This window comes from Pedobacter sp., from assembly GCF_965279535.1.
Classification (GTDB): domain Bacteria; phylum Bacteroidota; class Bacteroidia; order Sphingobacteriales; family Sphingobacteriaceae; genus Pedobacter.
Map to the genome: position 1 here is coordinate 2,659,675 of NZ_OZ257244.1, position 23,626 is coordinate 2,683,300.

At 38.1% G+C, this 23,626-nt stretch carries 24 protein-coding genes; 11 read left to right on the plus strand and 13 right to left on the minus strand.

All coding sequences use genetic code 11. The annotated features are described in order from the left end of the window. Positions 1 to 19 precede the first annotated feature (19 nt). The 3 genes from ACQY77_RS10655 (at position 20) to ACQY77_RS10665 (ending at position 3,232) form a co-directional block, all read left to right on the plus strand. Positions 20 to 424 (plus strand): DoxX family protein, encoded by a 405-nt coding sequence (locus tag ACQY77_RS10655; protein WP_421942159.1) that lies wholly within the window; start codon positions 20 to 22, stop codon positions 422 to 424. Positions 425 to 441: 17 nt separating this feature from the next. Next, positions 442 to 1,512: an NADPH dehydrogenase NamA gene (gene namA / locus ACQY77_RS10660; protein ID WP_421942158.1), complete on the plus strand. Its 1,071-nt coding sequence runs from the start codon at positions 442 to 444 to the stop codon at positions 1,510 to 1,512. A gap of 169 nt (positions 1,513 to 1,681) precedes the next feature. Beyond that, positions 1,682 to 3,232: a L,D-transpeptidase family protein gene (locus ACQY77_RS10665; protein ID WP_421942157.1), complete on the plus strand. Its 1,551-nt coding sequence runs from the start codon at positions 1,682 to 1,684 to the stop codon at positions 3,230 to 3,232. Positions 3,233 to 3,299: 67 nt separating this feature from the next. Here ACQY77_RS10665 and ACQY77_RS10670 read toward each other — a convergent pair whose 3' ends face one another. Beyond that, entirely contained in the window at positions 3,300 to 5,618 is a 2,319-nt protein-coding gene (locus ACQY77_RS10670; RefSeq protein WP_421942156.1) for a TonB-dependent receptor, read from the minus strand. Positions 5,619 to 6,167: 549 nt separating this feature from the next. Here ACQY77_RS10670 and ACQY77_RS10675 point away from each other — a divergent pair. The 4 genes from ACQY77_RS10675 to ACQY77_RS10690 all read left to right on the plus strand — a co-directional run bounded on the left by ACQY77_RS10675 (position 6,168) and on the right by ACQY77_RS10690 (position 11,128). Then, the gene (locus tag ACQY77_RS10675; RefSeq protein WP_421942155.1) at positions 6,168 to 6,749 is read left to right on the plus strand and encodes a TlpA family protein disulfide reductase; all 582 of its coding nucleotides are present in this window, start codon (positions 6,168 to 6,170) and stop codon (positions 6,747 to 6,749) included. Positions 6,750 to 6,924: 175 nt separating this feature from the next. Continuing rightward, complete coding sequence (locus ACQY77_RS10680; RefSeq protein WP_421942154.1) at positions 6,925 to 9,816, plus strand: DEAD/DEAH box helicase; 2,892 nt, start codon at positions 6,925 to 6,927, stop codon at positions 9,814 to 9,816. Positions 9,817 to 9,962: 146 nt separating this feature from the next. Next, positions 9,963 to 10,277, plus strand: a complete 315-nt coding sequence (locus tag ACQY77_RS10685; protein ID WP_421942153.1) for a YgaP family membrane protein — start codon at positions 9,963 to 9,965, stop codon at positions 10,275 to 10,277. Between the two features lie 65 nt (positions 10,278 to 10,342). After that, complete coding sequence (locus ACQY77_RS10690; protein WP_421942152.1) at positions 10,343 to 11,128, plus strand: 3-keto-disaccharide hydrolase; 786 nt, start codon at positions 10,343 to 10,345, stop codon at positions 11,126 to 11,128. Positions 11,129 to 11,231: 103 nt separating this feature from the next. On the opposite strand, the gene aat is transcribed toward ACQY77_RS10690, so the two are convergent. Next, the gene (gene aat, locus ACQY77_RS10695) at positions 11,232 to 11,864 is read right to left on the minus strand and encodes a leucyl/phenylalanyl-tRNA--protein transferase (RefSeq protein WP_421942151.1); all 633 of its coding nucleotides are present in this window, start codon (positions 11,862 to 11,864) and stop codon (positions 11,232 to 11,234) included. A gap of 34 nt (positions 11,865 to 11,898) precedes the next feature. On the opposite strand from aat, the gene ACQY77_RS10700 reads away from it, so the two are divergent. Further along, positions 11,899 to 13,368: a DUF1800 domain-containing protein gene (locus tag ACQY77_RS10700; protein ID WP_421942150.1), complete on the plus strand. Its 1,470-nt coding sequence runs from the start codon at positions 11,899 to 11,901 to the stop codon at positions 13,366 to 13,368. Between the two features lie 27 nt (positions 13,369 to 13,395). Continuing rightward, entirely contained in the window at positions 13,396 to 14,595 is a 1,200-nt protein-coding gene (locus ACQY77_RS10705; protein WP_421942149.1) for a DUF1501 domain-containing protein, read from the plus strand. Positions 14,596 to 14,643: 48 nt separating this feature from the next. Here ACQY77_RS10705 and ACQY77_RS10710 read toward each other — a convergent pair whose 3' ends face one another. Further along, the gene (locus tag ACQY77_RS10710; RefSeq protein ID WP_421942148.1) at positions 14,644 to 15,009 is read right to left on the minus strand and encodes a hypothetical protein; all 366 of its coding nucleotides are present in this window, start codon (positions 15,007 to 15,009) and stop codon (positions 14,644 to 14,646) included. Between the two features lie 118 nt (positions 15,010 to 15,127). On the opposite strand from ACQY77_RS10710, the gene ACQY77_RS10715 reads away from it, so the two are divergent. Next, positions 15,128 to 15,496: a YccF domain-containing protein gene (locus ACQY77_RS10715; RefSeq protein WP_421942147.1), complete on the plus strand. Its 369-nt coding sequence runs from the start codon at positions 15,128 to 15,130 to the stop codon at positions 15,494 to 15,496. Here the strand turns inward: ACQY77_RS10715 and ACQY77_RS10720 are convergent. After that, complete coding sequence (locus ACQY77_RS10720; protein WP_421942146.1) at positions 15,493 to 16,467, minus strand: App1 family protein; 975 nt, start codon at positions 16,465 to 16,467, stop codon at positions 15,493 to 15,495. The two genes, ACQY77_RS10715 and ACQY77_RS10720, sit on opposite strands and share 4 nt — an antisense overlap. Positions 16,468 to 16,526: 59 nt before the next feature. Between ACQY77_RS10720 and ACQY77_RS10725 the strand changes: the two genes are divergently transcribed. Then, positions 16,527 to 17,381, plus strand: a complete 855-nt coding sequence (locus tag ACQY77_RS10725) for a diacylglycerol/lipid kinase family protein (RefSeq protein WP_421942145.1) — start codon at positions 16,527 to 16,529, stop codon at positions 17,379 to 17,381. On the opposite strand, the gene ACQY77_RS10730 is transcribed toward ACQY77_RS10725, so the two are convergent. The 9 genes from ACQY77_RS10730 to ACQY77_RS10770 form a co-directional block, all read right to left on the minus strand. After that, positions 17,367 to 17,765: a hypothetical protein gene (locus ACQY77_RS10730; RefSeq protein WP_421942144.1), complete on the minus strand. Its 399-nt coding sequence runs from the start codon at positions 17,763 to 17,765 to the stop codon at positions 17,367 to 17,369. The genes ACQY77_RS10725 and ACQY77_RS10730 overlap by 15 nt on opposite strands. Then, the gene (locus ACQY77_RS10735; protein WP_421942143.1) at positions 17,765 to 18,415 is read right to left on the minus strand and encodes an energy transducer TonB; all 651 of its coding nucleotides are present in this window, start codon (positions 18,413 to 18,415) and stop codon (positions 17,765 to 17,767) included. Before ACQY77_RS10735 ends, ACQY77_RS10730 begins: the two co-directional genes overlap by 1 nt. A gap of 120 nt (positions 18,416 to 18,535) precedes the next feature. Next, positions 18,536 to 19,222, minus strand: a complete 687-nt coding sequence (locus ACQY77_RS10740; RefSeq protein ID WP_421942142.1) for a peptidoglycan DD-metalloendopeptidase family protein — start codon at positions 19,220 to 19,222, stop codon at positions 18,536 to 18,538. A 3-nt stretch (positions 19,223 to 19,225) separates the two neighbouring features. Next, a complete protein-coding gene (trhA, locus tag ACQY77_RS10745; RefSeq protein ID WP_421942141.1) occupies positions 19,226 to 19,855 on the minus strand; it encodes a PAQR family membrane homeostasis protein TrhA in 630 nt (209 codons plus the stop codon). 3 nt (positions 19,856 to 19,858) lie between these two features. Next, on the minus strand, positions 19,859 to 20,236 hold the full coding sequence (gene rbfA / locus ACQY77_RS10750) for a 30S ribosome-binding factor RbfA (RefSeq protein WP_421942140.1): 378 nt from the start codon (positions 20,234 to 20,236) through the stop codon (positions 19,859 to 19,861). Between the two features lie 63 nt (positions 20,237 to 20,299). Next, a complete protein-coding gene (gene hflX / locus ACQY77_RS10755; protein ID WP_421942139.1) occupies positions 20,300 to 21,487 on the minus strand; it encodes a GTPase HflX in 1,188 nt (395 codons plus the stop codon). Positions 21,488 to 21,665: 178 nt separating this feature from the next. After that, positions 21,666 to 22,058, minus strand: coding sequence for a hypothetical protein (locus tag ACQY77_RS10760; RefSeq protein WP_421942138.1), 393 nt, complete (start codon positions 22,056 to 22,058; stop codon positions 21,666 to 21,668). 149 nt (positions 22,059 to 22,207) lie between these two features. Continuing rightward, positions 22,208 to 22,993 carry an indole-3-glycerol phosphate synthase TrpC gene (gene trpC / locus ACQY77_RS10765; protein ID WP_421942137.1) on the minus strand — a complete coding sequence of 262 codons (786 nt, stop codon included), beginning with the start codon at positions 22,991 to 22,993 and terminating at the stop codon, positions 22,208 to 22,210. Between the two features lie 28 nt (positions 22,994 to 23,021). Next, on the minus strand, positions 23,022 to 23,606 hold the full coding sequence (locus tag ACQY77_RS10770) for an anthranilate synthase component II (protein WP_421942136.1): 585 nt from the start codon (positions 23,604 to 23,606) through the stop codon (positions 23,022 to 23,024). Positions 23,607 to 23,626: the final 20 nt, after the last annotated feature.

Consider the following 23,626-nt stretch of genomic DNA (forward strand, 5'->3'; position numbering starts at 1 on the left):
GTAGTAAAACGCTATAAAAATGAATATGAATTGGGCATACTTATTAGGCAGACTGGCTATTGGATTGAGTTTCTTTGGACATGGATTGGTTCGCCTGCCAAAATTAGCTGGGTTCAGCAATTGGATGACTGGGCAATTTTCAAAGTCCTTTTTACCAGAAGCATTAGTGCTTCCCTTCAGTTATATTTTACCTTTTGCAGAGTTTATAGCAGGAATCATGATTATCCTGGGCTTATTTACCAGGCTGGGGCTAATCTTTGCAGGCTTTATTTCGCTGACACTAATTTTCGGAACAACGGCTATAGAAAATTGGGATGCCCTACCCTCACAGCTAATTCATATAGCCTTTTTAGCTGCCCTATTGGGTCTTTTACCTCATAACCGCTTTGCGGTTGACCATATCATCAAAAAACAACAGCATTAACTCTTTATTCTAAATACATGTCAAAATTATTTTCTCCTTTAAAATTGAAGGATGTTACTTTAAAAAACCGGATCGTAATTTCTCCGATGTGCCAATATTCTGCCATTGATGGTTTTGCCAACGATTGGCATTTGGTACATTTAGGAAGTAGAGCTGTTGGCGGTGCTGGTCTAATTATCCAGGAGGCTACAGCGGTAACACCTGAAGGCAGAATTTCTTATGGTGATCTCGGCCTCTGGAAGGATGAACAAGTAGAAAAACTGAAACAGATTGTTTCTTTTATTCATGCCCAAGGCGCCATTGCTGGTATTCAGTTAGCCCATGCGGGCAGAAAGGCCAGTTGTGAGCTGCCATGGAATGGTGGAGAGCAGATAAGTGAAGGCGAGCTAAGCTGGCAACCTGTAGGCCCTTCGGCGGTTACTTTCAAAAAAGATCAGGTCCTTATTCCTCACGAACTCAGCATAAAAGAAATACAGGAAATTGTAATGGCCTTTAGGGCTGCAGCCCAGCGGGCGAAAGAAGCAGGGTACCAGGTAGTAGAAATTCATGCTGCCCACGGCTATTTATTACATGAGTTTGTTAGTCCAATCAGCAATAAACGTTCGGATCTTTATGGCGGCAGTTTTGAAAATCGCATTCGTTTGGTAATTGATGTGGTTGAAGCGGTACAATCTGTTTGGCCAGACAACTTGCCTGTATTCGTAAGAATATCTGCAACTGATTGGGTTGAGGGAGGTTGGGATGAAAATGATTCTGTACAGTTAGCCGCTGTTTTGAAAGATAAAGGTGTGGATTTAATTGATACCTCTTCTGGTGGCAATGTGCCAGATGCCATTATCCCTGCTGCTCCAAATTACCAGGTACCATTTGCTGATAAAATTAGAAATGAAATCGGAATAAGAACTGGTGCAGTTGGAATTATTGTGGATGCACAACAAGCTGAGGAAATATTGGAACAGGGAAAAGCGGATTTGATTTTTATTGCCAGAGAATCTTTGAGAGATCCTTATTTTCCTATGCATGCCGCACAAATGTTAAGTGATGATCATGAATGGCCTAACCAATATGTAAGGGCAAAAAGGAACTAAATTTATGGGATTTTGAATTATAACTTAGATAGTTACACTTCATTCAGCATCCTTCATACGTGCCAGTTAAAAAAACTGGCACGATGTTTATATATTGAGTTGAAATAATATTTTTCAAAAGGACACATCCCCATCGTTTTGATTGTTTTTCATCTATTTTATAGAAACATTGAGAACATTTACATTACTACTGGGGTTTTTTACCTTACTTTATTTTAATGACGCTTTTAAAAAACAACCTTCAATAGGCGAGCTACTTACTAAGCGCTTTGAAAACGAAATTTATAAGGAATTCGATACGCTTGCTTTTGATGCTGTTTTTAAGCACTCCATTGATAGTTTATCACATAAACTGTCCAATACGCAAACACTGGGGAAATTCTACTTGAACAACAGCTATCACCCTCAACTGATTATAAATTTCTATCAGAATAATAATTTAGATTCACTGGTGTCCTTTTTGCAAAACAGTGAGGAACATGGATTTAATCCAAAAGCATTTTCTAGTGATGAACTTTTAAGGTTATTACAGGAACTTAAACAAAATAAGTATACACATGTTTCTCAAAGCTATGCTACACTGGCAAAAGTAGAGCTGTTAGCTGCCGATGCCTATATAAATTATGTTAGTTACCTGAAATATGGAGTTGTAGACCCCAGAAAGATATTCTCCAGGTATTTTATTACCGTTAAACGCCCCGATAGCCAGTTTGCTGTAAGGCTGCTGAATTCTGAAAGTATGACAGATACCCTGGTTGGCATACAGCATAAATCTTCACAGTACAAAGCACTCCAGGCTGCCTACTTGCAGACAGAAAATGATTCTATCGGTCAAATTTTAGCTGTAAATATGGAAAGGTTACGCTGGGTTTTACCTCCAACTGGTGAAGAGTATGTACAAGTTAACATTCCGGATTTTAACCTGGTTTACTTTAAACAAAAGGATACCTTAGCTACGATGAAAGTTTGTGTTGGAAGCAAGGCCGATCTTGATTATGATCAAAAAATGGAGCACTTTAAAAAGACAAACAACCTGGAAGACAAACCTAATAATCATGAAACGCCTTTATTGTTTAGTTCCATTACCATGTGTTACGCCAATCCGGAATGGAATATCCCTGAAAGTATAGCTAAAAATGAAATTTTTCCAAGTACCCTTAAAAACAGGGGATATTTGCGCAAAAACGAAATTAATGTATTTTATAAAAACAAGCTTGTTCGTAATCCATATAGAATTAGGTGGTCTACTTATTCCCGTGAAAAACTGCCGTTTCGGTTTGTGCAAAAATCAGGACTGAAAAATGCTTTAGGTAAATTTAAATTTGCCTTCGAAAACAATAGCAGCATCTATTTACACGATACCAACAACAAAAAAGCTTTTAAGTTTGCAAACAGAGCCGTAAGTCATGGTTGCATCCGACTGGAAAAGCCATTAAAATTTGCTGAACTTTTAGTATCTGATAAAGACAAATATGATAAATTGAGGGCAGAAGTTGGATTAGCACCAGTTAATAACATTAACAAACAATCAGTTTCTGCTAAAAGTATTGAAAAACCGAAATCCTTTGTTCCGGAATCAATGGCCTTTACACCCAAAAAGCCTATTCCATTATTGATCACTTATTTCACCGCATGGGAGAAAAACAATCGAATTGAATACAGGCCAGATGTTTACGGATTAGATCAGAAACTTTGGCTGGCCATGAATAAATCCAGGTAATTTTTAATACTGTTAAAGCTGCAGGGCTAAGTTTCGGTAACCTAACCCCGCAACCTGTAACTTTTAACTATTTTAAAATGCCAAACGGGATATATAATCCGAAGGTGATGTTCCTTCCCGGGTTGTAAATACCAAGTGCAGGATCTTCCTGACTTAAACGACCTGGTTTATACCTGCTTAAAGCATCATAATATTTCTGGTCCAGTAAATTATTTGCCGATACCGATAATCTAACAGGCTGTTTTCCTAAGTTAAAAGTAGCACCTATTCCGGCATTCAACAAGGTATAACCACTTGTAGGTGTTTCAAAAACTTCGTCTACACGATTCTGCTTAAAGGCAGAGTTAATGCCTACCGATAAGTAAGCATCATTTGTTCCTTTAATTTTAGGTTCAAAACGCAATTCATTTCTCAAGGTTCCGGCAGGAATGAAAGCCAACGGACGATTTAATGATGTGTTTTGCGCATGCACATATCCAAAAGTATTTTCGAAGTGAATAAATGGAACCGGATGGATGGTTAAAGTTGCCTCAGCACCGTACAGGTTTGCATTAACCTGACCATAACGATAAACAGGATAGTCATCTCCTTCAGCATTGATAATTTCTCCATTATTGGAAGTATAAATGAAGTTATGAACATAATTGTTATAGATGCTTGCGCTTGCACTTACAATTTTACCCTCATATTCCAGTGCAGCATCAACCTGATAACTTCGCTCAGGGCTTAAATCAGGGTTTCCAATTTCATAACGGAAAGTACCTTCATGAACGCCATTCGAACCTAACTCAGCAGGGTTTGGCGCTCTGAATGCGGAGCCGGCATTGGCTTTGAAATTCCATTTATCGTTAAACTGATGCGTAAAACCCAGCGCCCCACTTACATTCGAAAATTTGTTTTGGAAAGGCGCAAAAAGCTCCTCATCTTCTAAAAAAAGCTGTTTACCGTTATTTTTACGAAAATCATAACGTGCTCCTATGCTAAAAGTGTTATTTTCCCAGTTTTTCTTCGCATAGGCGAAAACACCTAAACCGTAAGTGTCATAATTCGGAATCAGGAATTCCTCATTAGCCTTATTTTCGCTGTGGCCAGCATCGGCACTTAATCCGAAAACAGGTTGCCATCCATTGGTTTCGTGTAAATAGTATTTTAAATCTGCATTGTAAGTTTTCAAATCGAAGAATAATGAAGGCTCAGGGCCGTCTTCCAGTTCTCTTCGCTGGTTTTGTTGGAAACCGAAATCAGCTTTCAGGTTTCCATTGCCGATGATGATGTTGTTGTTTAATGCAATTTTAAAATGTCTGATATCCTGGCGTGGATAATCTAAAGTTCTGCTTTTAAAATCAGATGATAAAAACGGATTCCCATCTTCTTTTACGAAATTGCCACTCGCATCCAAACTTGGGTCGTAAAAGCCAATGTTATTCTTAAAGCTTGATACATTTAGATGAGTATATCCCCAGCTTTTATTCAAGCCCACCATACCACTTAAATCGGTTTCATTAAATCCAGAATTAGGGAAGTAGCCCGTTGGCGTTTTAAATGAATAAGCATTTTTATAAGTTCCCCTGGCCCTCCAAACGAAGCCGTTTTCGTTCCCCGTTAACATTAAAGAGTTTGCCGTTAAGCCATTATTAGTTGAATAATTGGTAACCAATTCTCCCTTTATTTGTCCTTCTGGGGCCGTGCTTGGTTCTAGCAAGTTTATCACCCCGCCCAAAGCATCAGAACCATACATTAATGATGCAGCGCCACGCAGCACTTCTATCCGATCTGATTTAAACTGATCAATCTCAATGCCATGTTCATCCCCCCATTGCTGACCTTGCTGTTTAATACCATCATCTAAAGTTACAATCCGGTTATAGCCTAAACCCCTAATTACCGGTTTGGAAATAGATGGGCCCGTAGTAATTTGAGAAACCCCGGGTATTTTAGCAATAGCATCAATTAAGTTGCTGGCTGGCTGCAAAAGCTGGTCTTTGCCTAAAACTGCAGAAGAGGCGCTGTTTCTTTTGCTGGTACTGCTAATTAGTGTTCCTGTAATTACCACTTCACGGGTTTCTATCGCCGTTGGCTGTAAAGCAAACTCAACAGAATTAATTGCATTAAGATTAACAATTTTTGTGGCAGTTTTATAACCAATATAATGTACCTCAATTAAATAAGTACCTTTAACAGGCAGGTTTTTAATCGTAAATTCACCATCATTATTGGTTATTGCAGTAACCTTTAAATCAGGAATAAAAATCGTGGCACCAGGTAGTGTTTGTTGCGTACTGGCATCTGTTACTTTTCCTTTAATATCTCTTAAAACACCTGCAAAAGCGGTGTTACCTAATAAAGCAAATAGAATTACAAAGCTAAATAGCTGTAATTTTTTCATAATATGATTGTATAAATAGTATAGCATACGCCATCAACTCAAACAGTATTGACTGGCAGTATTGGATTTAATAATTACAAAATGGCGCAATTAAGTGCGCTAAGGAGAACTATACTATTGGGGGACCTCGTAAGGTGGAGCGTTTGAGGGCAACATAAGCACTTTTTAAAATAGGCTCCGTGCGATTGAATATTTTTGCTGAAAGAAAAATCCTGTAAATGTGATGAACCTGTACATAGTTTTTTTCAAAACTGGCATTACAAATTAAACAGTTATCACCATGCGCCTGAACATGAGTTAAGTGTTTACAGTTTACCTCTTTTTTTATAGGAATCTCCTCGTGATGATGTAAAACACTCCAAGGCGTTAGGGCAATAGCAAAGACGATCAGCATAATTGCTGACAGATATTTCTTAATATTTTGTCTTTGTATACTCAAGCGCACAAAAATAACAAATCCTCCCTAAATCTATATCTTTGAAAAGTAACATTACGTTTATCAATAGTATAACAATATAGACCAGGTGTTTCAACTTAATAACCAAGGAAATGAATGCGATGAAATTTTTTAAGAAAAACATATTCAATGTACTGTTTGCAGCCTTACTTTTGGTTATTGTTTTTGTGCCCGATGCTAAGGCACTATTATTGAAAGGCCTGATGCAGATAGGTTTTTACCAACCCAATGTGTCCAAAAAAGAAGAAGCTGAAAGCACCCATCTCAAAGGAATAAAGTTTAAAAATATAAAAGGCGAGCTTGTTGATTTGGGCGATTTGAAAGGGAAAATTGTCTTTTTAAATTTCTGGACCACCTGGTGCCCACCCTGCAGGGCAGAAATGCCTTCTCTAAATAAACTTTACCAAAGTTTTAAAACAGATAAAGATATTGTTTTCATTTTTGCTGATGCAGATGGCGAGCTTGCCAAGTCTACGGTATTTTTGCATGAGCGTAAATATGAGCTCCCTCTTTATCGGGTAGAAAGCCAAATTCCAGACCAGATTTTCAATGGATCATTGCCTACTACGGTTATTTTTGATAAGCAAGGACGCTTATCATTCCATCACGAGGGAATTGCCAATTATGCAGATCAAAAATTCATCGATTTTTTAAAAAAATTGAAAGCAGGTTAAACCCGGGTTTAGCTGTTTGCGAATAAATATGGTAACTTTTGCTAAAATAAAGGGCTAAATTCAGAAAGCTATTTTTTTTGTTACAATTTCCTTCGCTTTTTTTGTTGTAATCGCAAAATGTTGTAAGTTTAAAGTTTTTTAAGCGGAGTAGCTTTTAAAAATTTTATTCTGATTAATGTTACGTGTAGATAGCTCGAAAAACTGTAAAGTGGTATACTCATTGTGTAAACATGAGTATTTGGGCTATTTAATTGAACCTCACATTGTTCAGCTCAATCCTCAGGGAGATTTTTCTTTTACTTATCAAAGAATTTTTACGCATACTGCTGAAGAATTTAATGCCTGCCTGAGCGAAATCGACTATAAGCTGATTAAAATATTAGATGATATTGAGCAAGACGCATTAATCAAGAAATATTATAAGAAATTAATCAGGCCCACGGAGTTTTTCACTAAAATTTTTGATGATAAATTCTATGAAAATGTTCGCCCGAAAATAGAAAAAAAACTGGCTGAAGTTCTGGAACTGCTTAAAGTTAAAGATGAACTTTATCTCATGGATAAGGATGGCTGGCCTGTAGAACGTAAAATAGAACTTGCTGCTGAGCCGGCATCTATTTTATTTCATTTCAGAAGAAATGAAACAGAAACCAGGTACTTTCCTACCATCAAATATCAAAATCTGCGAATCGAATTCATGTTTAAGGATGCACAAATCATCAGCAATAAACCTGCCTGGTTATTGTTAAATGATGTGCTGTATTTCTTCGATCAGGATATTGAAGGTAAGAAGCTTCAGCCCTTTTTAAATAAACGTTACATCGCTATTCCGAAAACTACAGAAGCTACTTACTTTGAGAAATTTGTTGCTCCACTTATAGAGAAACATCATGTATATGCAGAGGGGTTTGAAATTCGAACCGAGCAGTTTGAAGCCATTCCTGTTATCAAAGTGCTTTACGTAGATGGGGGCCTTTCGCAAATACAACTCTATTTTAAATACGGAGAGTATATTTTCCCGGTAGAGAATGCGCATAAAGTAACGGTAAGACTAGAAAAAATCGGCGATAACTACATTTTCCATAGGATAAAAAGATCTGCAGAGTGGGAGAAAAAACAATATAACCTGTTGCTCTCATTAGGGCTTAAAAAAACCAGTTCTTTATTTAGCAATCTGGAAGTAGCAGCAGAAGAGGATAATCCGAGTTATGCGGCCATTAACTGGGTTAACGAACACATTGAGATTTTACAGGCTGCCGGTTTTGAAATTGAGCAGGCCACCGGGCAAAAACGTTTTGTTTTTGGTGCAAGCAAGATCGATTTAGAAGTAAAAGAAGGAAACGATTGGTTTGATATCCATGCTGTAGTATGGTTTGGTAAATACCAGATTCCATTCTTATCACTAAAACAGCATATCCTCCATAAAAAACGAGAATTTACTCTTCCCGATGGAGAGGTAGCCATTATACCCGAAAAATGGTTTACGCAATATGGCAGTTTATTCAGCCTGGCAGAAGCCGGACAAACACTGAAACTGAAGAAACATCACATCGGTTTAATCAATGATTTAGCTGAAGATAGCCTGGCCAATGTTACTTTAGAACGAAAACTTCAACGTTTATCTGATTTTGAAGATATTGCCGATACACAAATGCCTGTAAATTTTAAAGGCAGCTTAAGGGACTACCAAAAGGCCGGGTACAACTGGTTTAGCTTCTTACGGGAGTATAACTTTGGAGGTTGTTTGGCAGATGATATGGGTTTGGGTAAAACCATTCAAACACTGGCCATGCTTCAAAAAGCAAAAGAAGATGATCAACTGGCAGAAATACATACTACCTCGTTGATTATCATGCCTACCTCGTTAATATATAACTGGCTTACTGAGGCTAAAAAATTTACGCCAAAACTTAAAATCCTTGCACATACGGGTACCAATCGGAACAAGGATGTAGCAAATTTTGCCAACTATGACATTGTAATCACTACTTATGGGGTAACCCGTGTGGATATAGATGAGTTGAAGAGTTTCTATTTCAACTATGTAATCCTGGATGAGAGTCAGAATATTAAAAACCCCTCATCCAAATCATTTAAAGCAGTAAGGAGCTTAAAATCTAAGCACAGATTAATCTTAAGTGGTACACCTGTAGAAAACTCTGTTGGTGATTTATGGTCTCAGCTTACCTTCTTAAATCCAGGTTTATTGGGTACGCAGGCATTTTTCTATGAAGAATATGTGCAGGCTATTGAAAAGAAAAAGGATGAAGAAAAAGCCCGTAAACTCCAAACCATCATAAAACCCTTCGTTCTTCGCAGAACCAAGGAACAGGTAGCGGCAGAACTTCCTGCTAAAACAGAGCAGGTTATTTACTGTGATATGAGCGAAGATCAGGCGGCGTATTACGAAAAAACCAAATCGGCTTACCGCAATGATTTATTGCAAAGTATGGACGACGGGACTTTTGCGCAAAAACAAGTTCAATTGTTACAAGGTTTAACTGCTTTAAGGCAATTGGCCAACCACCCGGTGATGATTGATGGCACTTACCTGTCTGATTCAGGAAAATTCGAAAATGTAATCCACACTTTAGATAATGTATTAAAAGGCGGGCATAAAGTTTTGGTATTTTCTCAGTTTGTAAAGCATCTTGATATCTTCAAAAAACATTTTGAGGCTGAAAAAATTCCTTTTGCCTATCTGGATGGGGCTACCAGGAACAGGGGTGAAATTGTTTCCGAGTTTCAGGAAAATCAGGATTTAAAGGTCTTTCTGATCTCGATAAAAGCCGGAGGTGTAGGATTAAACCTTACCCAGGCAGACTATGTTTTCATTCTCGATCCATGGTGGAATCCGGCTGTAGAACAACAGGCTATTGATAGAACACACCGCATTGGGCAAGATAAAAAGGTATTTATTTATAAATTCATAGCAAAGGATACAGTTGAGGAGAAAATTCTGGCTTTGCAAAACCGCAAGAAATCTTTAGCCAGTTCATTAATTACCACTGAAGAAAGTTTCTTTAAATCATTAAGTAAGGACGATATCAGAGATATACTGAATTAATGATTGGGTTCTGAGTTATTGACGATATTTTCATTTATCCATCTTACGTTTTGCATTCAATCATTCATTCATTCTCTCATTCACTAATTAATCTTAAAACTCTATTCCAATCTTCTTGTTATAGTAATAGATAAAAACCTACTACCATGACAAATGAAAATTTAAATACAGTGATTAAAAATGCTAAAGAGGCATTAAAATATCCCGAGCTTTATCAAAATGTTTCCGCCTCTGAACGCTGGTTATCTGGCGCAGCTGGTACATTTCTTTTCGTTAAAGGAATACAAGCCCTTTTTTCCCATCCCGTTATCGGATTAACCAGTGCTGTTGCCGGTGCAGGTTTGCTTTATAGGGGAATTACAGGTTACTGCCCAATGAAAGATTATGCAGAGCAAGAAGTTGCAAACGCACCAGATGAAGTTGTAATTACAGAAACCTATGTTGTAGACGATTTGGCGTAATAAATTCAATACGAAATTTCCATTTCTTGATAAACTGGTTAACTTTAGAAAGTTAATCTATAAATATGAACAAATACGCATTATTATTTATCCCAACTTTTTTTGCCGCACAAGCAACAATGGCTCAAGATAAAAAAACTGATCCTGCGAAAGATCCGAAAACAACTGAAGTTTGGGAGCCTGTTCCTAAAACCGTAAGCCCGGGGAAACTTCCACAAGATGCTCCATCTGATGCCATAATTTTATTTGATGGCAGAAATTTAGATGCCTGGCATTCTGTGAAAGACCCGAGTAAACCAGCAGCATGGACCATTGACGATGGCTTTTTCACGGTTAAAAAAGGAACTGGTAACATTGAAACCAACAAGAAGTTTACCGATTACCAGCTGCATATGGAATGGAGAATTCCTGCAAATATTTCGGGTGAAGGACAGGCCAGAGGAAATAGTGGTGTATTTTTGGCTTCTACCGGCGGCGGTGATGATGGTTATGAAATCCAGATTATGGATGCCTATAACAACAAAACTTACGTTAACGGTCAAACCGGAAGCGTTTATAAACAGGCTGTGCCATTGGCTAATGCCAATAAAAAACCAGGAGAATGGCAATATTACGATATCATCTGGAATGCACCGCGTTTCAATGAAGACGGTACAGTGTCTAAACCGGCAAGTGTAACCGTATTTTTGAATGGCGTTTTACTACAAAATAATTTTATCCTAAAAGGAGAAACCAGATATATTGGTGCCCCGGAATATAAAAAACACGGAGCAGCTTCTATTAAATTACAAGATCACGGTGACCCAAGTCCGGCGATAAGCTTTAGAAATATTTGGGTAAGAGAATTATAATTCTATCGTTATTTAAATTATTAAAGAGCCTGCTAATTTTGCAGGCTCTTTCGGTATTTTACCACGTGTGCACAAGACGGTAAGTTCCCTAAATAAAAAGTGATTAAACTTTTTGCAGCATCTCCAGATAAGTATCCCTGTCAATCATTTCTGCACCGAGGCTCAGTAGGTGGTCATTAGGCAACTGGCAATCGATGAGTTTTATATCTAAATTACTGAGGTAAATAAGTGCAGTTTTAGACGCATTACTTGCATGGCTGAACATACTTTCACCACAGAAAACCTTGTTGATTAGTAAACCGTAAAGGCCTCCAACCAGTTTATCTCCCTGCCATACTTCAATACTATGCGCAAAACCTTTTTGATGGAGGTTAATGTATGCATTTTGCATTTCATCAGTGATCCAGGTACCATCTTGCCCTTTTCTCGGTGTTGCAGCACAATTTTGGATAACATCGGCAAAGGCCTCATCAATGGTTACCTGAAAAAACTCATCTTTCAGTACTTTTTTCATGCTTTTACTAATTTTGATCTGGCTGGGATAAATTACACAGCGCTCATGTGGTGAATACCAAAGAATAGGTTCTCCTTCGCTAAACCAGGGAAAAATCCCATTAGAATAGGCAACAAGAAGTCTTTCTAAACCTAAATCTCCGCCAATCGCAAGCAATCCATCTTCCTCAGCCAATGCCGGATCTGGAAAACTTACATCATCTTCTAGCAGTTGAAAAAACATAGGCGAAAATAAGAAAGAAAACAAAGATTAAACCATGGCGTTTTATTTAGGTCATACTTTAAAAATTGCCGAAACTATGAATGCTCATGATAATTTCCTGAAAGTAAAGCACCTATACAACCGTGCGGGCTTTGGGATTTCTTACGCAGATCTGCAAAAGTTAAGTAAAAAAAAGCTTAATAAAGTGGTCGATGGATTATTCAAATCGCCAGATAAGGATGAATCACTAGCCTTGGTGGATTCCAGCGAATCGAAAAGACAGTTATTGGTTCAGGCCGGGCTTTATGCTAAAAAAGACCTCACAGATGAAGAAAAGAAAATGCGGCAGGAAATTGTACGCATGCAAAACGAGGTAAGCAGAGATCTTAATATTGCCTGGGTTAATAAAATGATTAATACTGCAACGCCGCTAACAGAGAAGATGACCCTGTTCTGGCATGGGCATTTTGCCTGCAGAAGCAATAATCCGATGTACGCCCAACAACTCAATAATATTCAAAGAACACATGGTCTAGGCGATTTCAGAACCTTGCTTATAGAAGTTTCCAAATCTCCTGCCATGCTTCAGTACCTCAACAATCAACAAAACCGAAAAGGACATCCCAATGAAAATTTTGCAAGGGAGCTGATGGAGCTTTTTACCCTCGGCAGAGGCAATTATACCGAACAGGATATTAAAGAATCTGCCCGATCATTTACGGGCTGGATGTTCGACAAAGACGGTAGTTTTATCTTTAGACAGAATCAGCATGATGCCGGAACTAAAACTTTTTTTGGTAAGGTGGGTAATTTCCAGGGAGAACACATTATTGATATCATTTTAGAGAAGCCACAAACAGCAACCTTTATTGCTCAAAAGGTTTATAAGTTTTTTGTAAATGATACAACGAATGATGCTCAGGTGAAAGAACTGGCAGATCATTTCTACAATTCAAAATACAACATTTCGGAACTGATGAAAAAGTTGTTTACTTCAGAATGGTTTTACAATCCCGAAAATGTGGGCACTAAAATAAAATCACCTGCCGAATTCCTGGTAGGTTTGAGCAGATCATTTTACGTCACTTATAACAAACCACAGGTATTAATTCAGCTGCAAAGTAGTTTGGGGCAATATCTGTTTAATCCACCCAATGTGGCAGGTTGGCCGGGTGGTAAAAGCTGGATTGACAGCTCCTCTCTCATGCTGCGCATGCGAATCCCCTCTTTAGTTTTAAATGATGGAGAAATCGATTTTAGTGGTAAAGCCGATCCGGAAGACGAAGCTGTAATTGCTTTAAACAGAACAACCAAGCAAAAAACGGTAAAATCTTATGTAAATGCCCAGGCAAACTGGCCCAGGTTTTTAGATACTTTACCAAAAAATTTAAGCCCTTTAGAATTGACTGAATTTCTACTTCAACCCAAACTAAATACGAAGATTACTCAAATGGTAAGTGACAATAAAGGGTTACGAAGTACCGCAGTAGAAATAACAAGCATGCCCGAATATCAGCTTTGCTAGCACCTTAATCATTAACAAAAACTAAAGATGAACAGAAGAAATTTTTTAAGAAATACAGGTTTTGCGGCTGCAGGTTCATTGTTTGTTCCAGCTTTTATGAAACCATTAGAGGCCATGGCCCTGGATGAGCTTTCACTTTATAAAAATTTAGTCGTAGTACAGTTATCCGGCGGCAACGATGGTTTAAATACAGTGGTTCCCTTCGGAAATGATCTATATTATCAAAAACGAAGAAGCATCGCCATTAAACCGGAAGAAGTAATTAAGCTGAATGATATGCAGGGGTTAAACCCAAACATGGCTGCGCTACAGGAAATATACGACCAGGGTTGGATGACGATTATCAATGATGTGGGTTATCCAAATCCAGACCGCTCGCACTTCAGATCAATGGATATTTGGCAAACCGGAAGTGACAGTAATCAATTTTTATCTACAGGCTGGATTGGACGCTACCTGGATAGTAACTGCCAAACCTGCAAGTTTCCGTATACAGCCATTGAGGTAGATGATTCTCTATCACTCGCACTGAAAGGTCAAACTAAAAAAGGAATCGCATTGAAAGATCCTGCGGCACTTTTTCGCAATACCAATGATCCGTTTTTCAAATCAATGATTCAAAATGACAAGGAACATCTGGATGAAGATAATCTGGGCTATTTGTATAAAACCATGATCGAAACCTCTTCTTCAGCAAGTTATATTCAAAATACTTCTAAAATTTACCAATCAAAGGCAACTTATCCAACAAGTGGATTTGCAAACCAGTTGAAAACGGTTTCGAAATTTATTTCTTCAGGATTGAAAACGCGTGTATATTATGTTTCACTTAGCGGATTTGACACACACGTAAATCAAATTGGACAGCAAGGCAATTTACTTAAACAATACAGTGAAGGAATGGCGGCATTTTTAAAGGACTTGAAGAGCAATAATAAACTGGAAGACACACTGGTGATTACCTTTTCTGAGTTTGGACGTCGCGTAGAACAAAATGCAAGTAATGGTACCGATCATGGAACAGCCAATAACATGTTTGTTTTTGGTGGCAGATTAAAGAAACAGGGTATTTTTAATCCAGCGCCAAATCTTGGCGATTTAGATACCGGAGATTTAAAGTATCAGCTTGATTTTAGACAAGTTTACGGAACCATTTTAGATAAATGGCTGGATGTGAACAATGCAGATATTTTAAGCAAAAAGTTCAACACATTAGATTTTATTTAGCCTGAAAATCCAATGATACAAAAGCCGGCAAATTTGCTGGCTTTTGTATCATTGGGAATCAATTTTTCTTTTCAATACGTAATTTGCTTTGCTGTCATCCTTAGCATTTCGACTCGAATAAACCTGGAAGAGCTCATACCCATAACTTTTCATTTTATTTACTGCATCAATTGCAGAATTAAAAGCTAATTTCTTCCCATCATCATCTTTTATGTATAAATCGCCTGTATCATAAGGCTTTTGACCATATTCTAATGCAATCCAGGTTTTATCAGCAAAAGTGCTTTCAACTGCGCGTAGTTCAATTACATCAGTTTTAATTTCACTTAATCTAATGCCGTTTACGGTTTGTGCTTTGGCGGATGGCAGCGCAAAGCAAGCGGCAAATGCCGCCGTAGTGAATAGTGTTTTCATACAGTATTTCTTTTTGTGTGTTCCCTAAGATAGGAATAACGCATAAACGAATCAACGCTAAAACCAGGTTCCGTTGTAACAATTCTGGCCAGTAACCATCTTAAAATAAAAGAACGAAATGAATTTTATTGGCAACATTATCTGGATTATTTTTGGCGGAATATTTATCTTTTTCGAATACATTATCGGTGGTTTGGTTCTTTGTTTAACCATCGTTGGTATTCCATTTGGCATTCAGTGTTTTAAGTTTGCAATTGTAGGGCTGGCTCCTTTTGGTGTTAAGATTTCTGAAACTTCTTCCAATACAGGTTGTTTGTCGACAATAATGAATATGATTTGGTTGGTTTTTGGTGGTTTTTGGATTGCACTCACACACTTGTTTTTTGGCATTTTGCTTTGCCTTACCATTGTAGGAATCCCATTCGGCCGTCAACATTTTAAGTTAATGAACCTGGCCTTTACTCCTTTTGGTAAATCGATCAGTTAAATAATCAACCCTATTGTTTTAGAATGTTGTATGGCTTCGTCGCTGGTTTTAAAAAGACAGGAATGCACGCCCTTTGCTACTACTTTTTGAAGAAGTGCTTTCGTTTCTGACTCTTTTTCCGCTCTGATATTTCTGATATAGACCGCTGCAATATTTTGAGGATATTTTTCTACAATAGCAGTATAAATTGCAGGATCTTGTTGAGAATTATCACCAAAGAAAATAAATTTTTGATTCGGGAAAACATCCAATATTCGCATTACCCGTAACAATTTTCCTTCATGGCCTGTTTTACCCGTTTTAATCAAATCTCGCCAATGTTTTATGGTGTTCAATAAGAAGGCTCCATCTGGTAATTTGTTAAATCTAAATGTTTCTACCAGATAATCATATAAATTCCATTCACTGCTACTCACATAAAAAAAAGGATTAGGTTGGTCGGCAGTAGTTTGTGATAAAGCCAGTTGCTGATAATGATTCGCTGCCTGTGGAAAGGTTTTGCGCGTTCTCGGATTTTTAATAAAAAGTTCTCTCAGGCGTCTTCCAATGGTTGCCGAATGTGAGACCATAATGGTATCGTCAACATCAGAAATAAAAGCGTACTGTGTAATGTGGGGAACAAATACTTTGCCCTCGCCTGTACTTAAAACGGTACCATCAGCCGCAATGGCTTCAACTTTTACAAAATGCCAGCCCGCAGCAACATCATGTGCTGCTTCCCATTCAAATTTAAAAAATCCATCCGCTTCAGTCTTATTGTAAATGGTCTGATTAAAAAACTGAAGACGAACGTTAACGAAAGGATAGGGTTTTAAAATGAATAGTTTTAATAAATGGATAATGTTAACCCAAATATTGTTGCTGTAAACTTGCTCTGTTTTGGGCTTGTACTTAAACACATGGCCATAAACAACCAGGTTATGGGTATGACCGTAGCCATGATAAACTTTTACCTTTGCAGATTTATTCATTGTAATTAAAACAGAGTAAGAGATAAGTTGTTTTGCAAGTACCTATATCGGCTGAAACAATGAAACTACTTTTTATCATTAACCCTGGATCCGGAAATCACGAATTAGATTTAAAGGATATTATTTCTTCGTACTTTAATGATAAGCCGGCCGAGATTGATTTATATGAATTACCTAAAGATTGCTCTATCGAAAAAATAAAGCAGAAGATTGAGCAATCTGAAGCAGATCGGGTTATTGCTGTTGGCGGCGATGGAACTTTAAAGCTGGTTACAGAATGTTTGCTATTTCAGGATACACCTATCGGGATTATTCCAGCTGGATCTGCCAATGGAATGGCGAAAGAATTAGGCATCCCTACTGATATTCAGGAAGCCTTGGCTGTAGTTGAAAACGGAAATCCAAAGAAAATCCATGTGATTAAGTTACATGATGAGATTTGTATTCATCTATCTGACTTGGGATTCAATGCTTATCTCGTAAAAAAATTCGATACCTTGCCCGAAAGAGGTATGTGGGGTTACGCTAAGGCCACCTGGCACGCGTTATGGAACCATAAACGAATGGAAGTTGTACTGAACATTAAGGGCGAGCAGATTCAATCTAAAGCCGCAATGGTAGCTATTGCAAATGCAACCATGTACGGAACCGGCCTCCAGATTAATCCGGATGGGAAACTAGACGATGATCTCTTTGAAGTCGTGCTGGTAAAAGACTATTCTTACTTGGAAATTTTGAAAGTATGGTTTACGAAATTGCCTTTCAATCCTAAAAAAGTGGAGGTTTTTCAAACTTCAGAAGTGAAAATAACCTCTAAATATAAGGCTCATTTTCAGGTGGATGGCGAATACATTGGTAAGGTAAACACCATCGAAGCTAAAATTTTAAAAGATGCAATTTCAATAATTATATAGCCCTTTTTGATGCGCTTTGATGCTGAAGTAAAGCCTGAAGAATTCGGTAATAAAACAAACCTTGAAAAGGATTCCAAACCAGGCATCGCCCAGATTTAGCCACTCAGGCAATAAGGTGATAAATCCAAAAGAAAAGACCCAAACCACTAATCTGAATGGAAACTGAAGATAGTAGGTGATTAATCCGAACTTTTTAAGCAGCATTAGCCCAGTGGCAGAAATGAACAGCGAAATAAATAATGGGATAGTCAAAATTACCCTTGCCTGCGATAAGAACTGATCGGGGATTTCATTTAAGTGTGTAACTAAATCCCAAACAGGTTTAGCCAGGAGAAAAATGCTGATGATGTCTAAAAGACCAAAAAATCTAAGCGTATTGCGCATTATTTACAGTGTTTTTCAAGGTATTCATCGGCCAGTTTACTTCCCATATATTTTACGAATAAGAAATCTTCGCAAGCGCCCTGTTTGTCTCCTTGCTTTATTTTCTTCAGTCCATTTTTTATCCGCGAGTTTAAATAATCATCGTCTATACCCAGCTGGTTTTTAATGGCTATTATTTGCAGCTCCTGGCCAGGTTTAGCCTGATCGATATTTTTATAAAAATTGATAACAGAATTGGTTAGAGCCTCTTCATTTTGGTATGAACGGATTGCCTCCTGAATATCTTCTTTACTTTTACCTTCACAATAGCCCGCCAATTGGAAATTTACCGGGGCTATGATTGAAATAGTAGTGTCATATCCTGCCGGAACTTTCCATTTCCCGCTGCTTAAACGAACCAAACGCAACGCTTCTTCATCCAGTTCAGTTAAAATCCCTTTACTTACTCTTGAATAATAAACTTTGCCATTTTCATCAAGCTTAAAGCTGATGTTAACGGTACCCTGAATACAATTATCTCTGGAATAGGAAGGATAAACGGTGTTTTCCTTTAAGAAGCTTGCAAAACCCGATTTGCCGCTTTTAAACTGTACTTGTCCCTGGGCAACTGCAGCATAAAAAATTAAGCAAATGGCGATTAGCTTTTTCATATTGCTAATTTACGTAAAATTCTCGTGTTTAATCGCCAAATAAAGGCGCGACGAGGCTAAAACACATGTCGATTTGGAAACTGTTGGTCAGCAAACTGCTATGGTTAACAGCGTTGCAACCTATCCAAATGTATACTTTAATATAATATCTGGATCAGGACAATTGGCGAGATATTTTTCTCTTTCCGAATATTTACATACTCCCGGATAATCACCTTTTAATCCTTGCATGTCTTTTATAATCTGTATGTGCAGATGGGGTGGCCAAAAGCCATTCTCTTCTTTAGCACCCAATGTTGCAATTTTACTTCCTTCTGGGATGAACATCCCCTCCTTTAGGCCGGTTAACGAAGCCAGACTTAAGTGACCGTAAAGCACCTGAAAAGTTAAACCATCAATTTCATAGCTAAGAATAATGGTTGGGCCATAATCTCCGAAATTATTATTATTGGCAAAGCTATGTACTTTGGCCGGATAGAAATTGTAAATAGCTGTTCCGGCAGGAGCCCAAATATCAATGCCCAGATGCAATCTTCTGGGTTCTGCTTCGGTGTCGAAATGTTCGCTTCGTGAATAGATGGTGCGATGTTCCCCATAACCGCCAATGCCGTATCTGGCATGATGGTGCTGAAGCTTTTGGTTTACCCAGGCAGAAAATAAATAAGTATCATTTAATATATCACTGGTCAGTTCTTTATTTTTGGCAGTAAAATCTAAAGCATATAACTTATCCTCACTGCTATCAAAATCGATTACTTTTTGAATATGGCCTGCGTTAGAAGAGATTATTTCTGCAAAATTCTTCATGGGTTAATCAAAAATATAAACGTAGTTATAAATGTAATGCGAAAGCGCACCCCCGATTACAAACAGGTGCCAGAGTTCATGGCTATGCATCCATTTGTAAAGTTGTTTATCTTTCGCATAGTAATAGGTGCCCGCAATGTAGAACAAGCCACCAAACAACAACCAAAATATCGCCCCAAGTGGTAACGTACCCAACATTTTTTGAAGCAGGGGAACAATAAGGCAGCCCATCAAAATATAGATGGTTAAAGAAATGGCTGTGCTTTTTAAACGGTTGAAAATTTTAAGCAAACAGCCTACAATTGCAACAAACCATACTATTGCAAATAAACTCCAGCTTAGCCAGTCATTAAATACGAGTAGCGCAGTTGGGGTGTAAGATCCCGCAATCATTAAATAAATGCAGCAGTGATCAAATTTTTGCCAAAAACGAACGCCGTAATCTGTGCTCGGATAACCATGATACATGGCACTTACGCCAAATAAAACAAATGTGCCAATGCTATAAATCCAGGCTGCCGTAAATTCGATGGGGGTATGGCATTTCTGCAATAAGAGATACCCTGCCGGAATAGCCAGCAATGCAGGAATAAAATGAGTGAAAAAATTAACGGGTTCCCTTAGCTTCCTCACAAATTACTCACTGTCTTCTTCTGGTTGTCTTGGTTCTTTCGCAATTTTATCAAAAATCTGATCCATGCGCTCAACATATTCATTGGTATCGTCAACGAAAAACGTAAGCTCAGGAACTACCCTCACCTGATGGCGAATTCTTGAACCAAGTTTATATCTGATTTCACCTGCATGTGCGTTTACCGTATTAATGGATAGCGTGGTGTTGTTGGTATTAAAAAAACTTAAATATACTTTGGCAACGGCTAAATCTGGTGACACACGCACACGCGTAATGGTAACCAGGGTATTCGGCAAATAAGCTGCACCCTCCCGTTGAAAAATCTGTGCTAACTCCTCTTGTAGTACTCCTGCAAATTTTTGCTGACGTTTACTTTCCATTCTAATTATTTTTTCATCACTACAGGCAGCGCATTGGGCTCAGCTTGCAATGAAGGGTTTCACTTAATATAATAAATTATCGTACGGATATCGGGCCGTATGTACTGCCTTTACCTTATCGTACAACAGTGTTTTAAACTCTTCAATATTTTCCTTTTCAGTAGCCGAGATAAATAACACTGGTACTTTATCATGGCTCATCCAGCTTCTTTTAAATTCTTCTAAAGTTAGCTTTCCATCATCTTCCTCGTTATCAACCTCTGGCGAAACATAAGCATCAATTTTATTAAATACTAAAATCATGTCTTTGTCTATTGCCCCAATATCTTTTAAAGTTTCATTCACGGTATGAATCTGATCTTCAAAGTTTGGATGAGATACATCTACAACATGAATTAAAATATCTGCTTCCCGAACTTCGTCTAAAGTAGATTTAAAACACTCTACCAAATGGTGAGGTAATTTACGGATAAATCCAACCGTATCTGAAAGCAGGAAGGGTAGATTATCAATCACCACCTTACGAACGGTTGTATCCAATGTAGCAAAAAGCTTGTTCTCGGCAAAAACTTCCGATTTAGATAGCATATTCATGATCGTAGATTTACCTACGTTGGTGTATCCCACAAGTGCTACACGAATCAGTTGTCCCCGGTTTTTGCGTTGTGTTTCGTTTTGCTTATCAATTTGTCTTAAGCGTTCTTTGAAGAGGGTAATTTTTGATAAAATAATCCTTCTGTCGGTTTCGATCTGGCTTTCACCCGGCCCACGCATTCCAATCCCCCCTTTCTGACGTTCCAGGTGGGTCCACATTCTGGTTAAACGGGGTAAAAGATATTGTAATTGCGCAAGCTCTACCTGCGTTTTTGCTTGTGCAGTTTGTGCCCTTCCGGCAAAGATATCGAGGATTAAATTACTTCTATCGAGAATTTTGACGTTGAGTTCCCGCTCAATGTTACGCAGTTGCGATGGGGACAATTCATCATCAAATACAACCAAATCAATCTCCTCCGACTTTACATATGCTTTTATCTCCTCCAGTTTACCTGTGCCTACAAAAGTGGCACGCTCCGGACGAGTCATTTTCTGTGTAAAATATTTCTCTACTTTTCCGCCTGCAGTGTCAACTAAGAATTCCAGCTCTTCTAAATATTCTTTGGCCAGATCATCAGAAGTTCCGGGTGTGATAACACCAACCAGGACAGCTCTTTCCTGCTTTACAGCAGTATCATAAAATTTCTGTTTTCCCATGTATTAACTACAAATATACGAAATTTGCAAACGTGTAATCTCATTTACAACCAAGCTGACAGAATAATGGTTTTAGGGAAAGTATGGCTCGGGCTAATTTGACCACCGATGAAAGATAACTTATCCTTTTAAAACAAAAAAGCCGCCTTTTGGGCGGCTTAAGAGCATTTTATATTTATTATTGAAAAGAATACGAAGCATTTGCGCTTAAAACAGCACCTGTAGATTTTCCTTCGGATTTCATTACACCATCAACCCAAATTTGTAAGTTTAGGGTAGAGGTTGCTGATGTTCCAGTGGCACTAACTGCAGCGGCAATAGCGATAGCTGAAGAAGGAACTGTGTATTCAGGGCTGGTCCAGGTAGATCCGCTCAAACTGGTAAATGATTCGTTACCACCTTTACCATCGCTGACTACTGCAATACTTATTGATGAACCAGAAGAAGCGACAGCTTTATATACCACTTTGTGTGTGGTTACCGCTGGCGAATCATTATCTTTCTTACAAGAAAATAAAAAAGTTAAACTTAGAATTAAAGTTAAGGACAAAAAATGTTTAATGTTTTTCATGGGTATTTTGTTAAATATTTAGCTAAATAAGGCTAAAAGCTGTTCACACCCTAGTTTAAAATGAAAAATACCCATATACAGGCATAGAAATCTACCTGTTTATGGGTATTTTATTCGGAAACTTTAATTTTGGCCTCCTGTTATAACGACTAATGTAATTGACTTATAAAATCTTTTATGGCTAATCCCGGATTATCGGTTTTCATAAAATTCTCCCCGATTAAGAACCCATTGAATCCTGCATTTTTTAGATCCAAAATTGTTTTCGGTTCACTGATGGCACTTTCAGAAATCTTAAGAAATTGATCAGGAATCTGGTTCACCAGGTCAAACGAAGTTTGGATATTTACAGTAAAGTCTGCCAGATTTCGGTTATTTACACCAATAGCATCTAAATGTGGACAAATGCTTCTTTCCAATTCTTCCTGATTATGTACTTCCAACAGCACATTTAACCCCAGATTGTGGGCAAACTGGCCTAAATCACTAACCTGTTGTGGTGTTAAGATTGCCGCAATAAGTAAAATGATGTCCGCTCCCCAGGCTTTGGCTTCCAAGATCTGATATTCATCAATCATGAAATCTTTTCTTAAAATAGGGATCTCATTAGCAGCTCTTGCCGCTAAAATATCATCCGTTTTGCCACCAAAAAAATCAACATCTGTTAATACAGAAAGCGCTGATGCCCCGGAAGCATTATAAGCCTGGGTAACTTCCGCAACATCGGATGTGCCGTTGATCAGTCCTTTTGAAGGAGAACGGCGTTTAAATTCGGCGATAATTCCGGTTCTATCAGGAGCCAGCAAAAAATCTTTGAAAACGTGTGATGTCCGCTTAAAATGCAGTGCCTTTTCTAAATCCTTTACCGAAACCAGGCGTTTCGCATCAGCCACTTCTTCTTTTTTTCGAAGTACGATTTTATCTAAAATGTTCATGTTGTATGCTATTAAAAGAGGGGCATTATTAGGAGGTTAACCAATTTTCCATCATTTGTTTTCCGTGCTCTGTAAGTACGCTTTCGGGATGAAACTGCACGCCGCGCACATCAAGTGTTTCGTGTCGCAAAGCCATGATTTCACTTTTGTGATCTCTGGCTGTAATTTTCAAACATGCGGGAAAATTCTCTTTACTCACCACCCAGCTGTGGTAACGGCCAACATTAATCGTTTGGGGGCACTCCCAGAAAAGGTACTCATCGCCATCAACTACGGTTACAGGTGTTGCAATACCGTGCATAGGCCTGCCTAAGTTTAGCAATGTTCCGCCAAAGGCTTCTGCTATGGCCTGCTGGCCCAAACAAACCCCAAAAATACTTTTAGTAGGCGCATAGGTTTTGATAACGTCCAGCAATAAGCCAGCTTCTTCGGGTATTCCCGGCCCTGGAGAAAGCAATATCTTATCAAATTTCTCCACATCCGCCAGTTCAAATTTGTCATTTCTCCATACTTCAGCTTCATAACCAACCTCATTAATTAAATGAACAAGATTATAGGTGAAACTATCGTAGTTATCAATGACTAAGACTGTTTTTTTATCTTTATTTTCCATTACAATTCTTTATTATTTTG

Coding starts and splice junctions, on each gene's coding strand:
- rbfA (WP_421942140.1), bottom strand. CDS start 20,236: ATGGAAAGTAAACGTCAGCAAAAATTTGCAGGAGTACTACAAGAGGAG.
- ACQY77_RS10730 (WP_421942144.1), bottom strand. CDS start 17,765: ATGCGCAATACGCTTAGATTTTTTGGTCTTTTAGACATCATCAGCATT.
- hflX (WP_421942139.1), bottom strand. CDS start 21,487: ATGGGAAAACAGAAATTTTATGATACTGCTGTAAAGCAGGAAAGAGCT.
- trpC (WP_421942137.1), bottom strand. CDS start 22,993: ATGAACATTTTAGATAAAATCGTACTTCGAAAAAAAGAAGAAGTGGCT.
- ACQY77_RS10685 (WP_421942153.1), top strand. CDS start 9,963: ATGACAAATGAAAATTTAAATACAGTGATTAAAAATGCTAAAGAGGCA.
- ACQY77_RS10700 (WP_421942150.1), top strand. CDS start 11,899: ATGGCGTTTTATTTAGGTCATACTTTAAAAATTGCCGAAACTATGAAT.
- ACQY77_RS10770 (WP_421942136.1), bottom strand. CDS start 23,606: ATGGAAAATAAAGATAAAAAAACAGTCTTAGTCATTGATAACTACGAT.
- ACQY77_RS10735 (WP_421942143.1), bottom strand. CDS start 18,415: ATGAAAAAGCTAATCGCCATTTGCTTAATTTTTTATGCTGCAGTTGCC.
- ACQY77_RS10675 (WP_421942155.1), top strand. CDS start 6,168: ATGAATGCGATGAAATTTTTTAAGAAAAACATATTCAATGTACTGTTT.
- ACQY77_RS10710 (WP_421942148.1), bottom strand. CDS start 15,009: ATGAAAACACTATTCACTACGGCGGCATTTGCCGCTTGCTTTGCGCTG.
- ACQY77_RS10715 (WP_421942147.1), top strand. CDS start 15,128: ATGAATTTTATTGGCAACATTATCTGGATTATTTTTGGCGGAATATTT.
- ACQY77_RS10705 (WP_421942149.1), top strand. CDS start 13,396: ATGAACAGAAGAAATTTTTTAAGAAATACAGGTTTTGCGGCTGCAGGT.
- ACQY77_RS10740 (WP_421942142.1), bottom strand. CDS start 19,222: ATGAAGAATTTTGCAGAAATAATCTCTTCTAACGCAGGCCATATTCAA.
- ACQY77_RS10670 (WP_421942156.1), bottom strand. CDS start 5,618: ATGAAAAAATTACAGCTATTTAGCTTTGTAATTCTATTTGCTTTATTA.
- ACQY77_RS10655 (WP_421942159.1), top strand. CDS start 20: ATGAATATGAATTGGGCATACTTATTAGGCAGACTGGCTATTGGATTG.
- ACQY77_RS10725 (WP_421942145.1), top strand. CDS start 16,527: ATGAAACTACTTTTTATCATTAACCCTGGATCCGGAAATCACGAATTA.
- ACQY77_RS10760 (WP_421942138.1), bottom strand. CDS start 22,058: ATGAAAAACATTAAACATTTTTTGTCCTTAACTTTAATTCTAAGTTTA.
- ACQY77_RS10690 (WP_421942152.1), top strand. CDS start 10,343: ATGAACAAATACGCATTATTATTTATCCCAACTTTTTTTGCCGCACAA.
- namA (WP_421942158.1), top strand. CDS start 442: ATGTCAAAATTATTTTCTCCTTTAAAATTGAAGGATGTTACTTTAAAA.
- aat (WP_421942151.1), bottom strand. CDS start 11,864: ATGTTTTTTCAACTGCTAGAAGATGATGTAAGTTTTCCAGATCCGGCA.
- ACQY77_RS10680 (WP_421942154.1), top strand. CDS start 6,925: ATGTTACGTGTAGATAGCTCGAAAAACTGTAAAGTGGTATACTCATTG.
- ACQY77_RS10720 (WP_421942146.1), bottom strand. CDS start 16,467: ATGAATAAATCTGCAAAGGTAAAAGTTTATCATGGCTACGGTCATACC.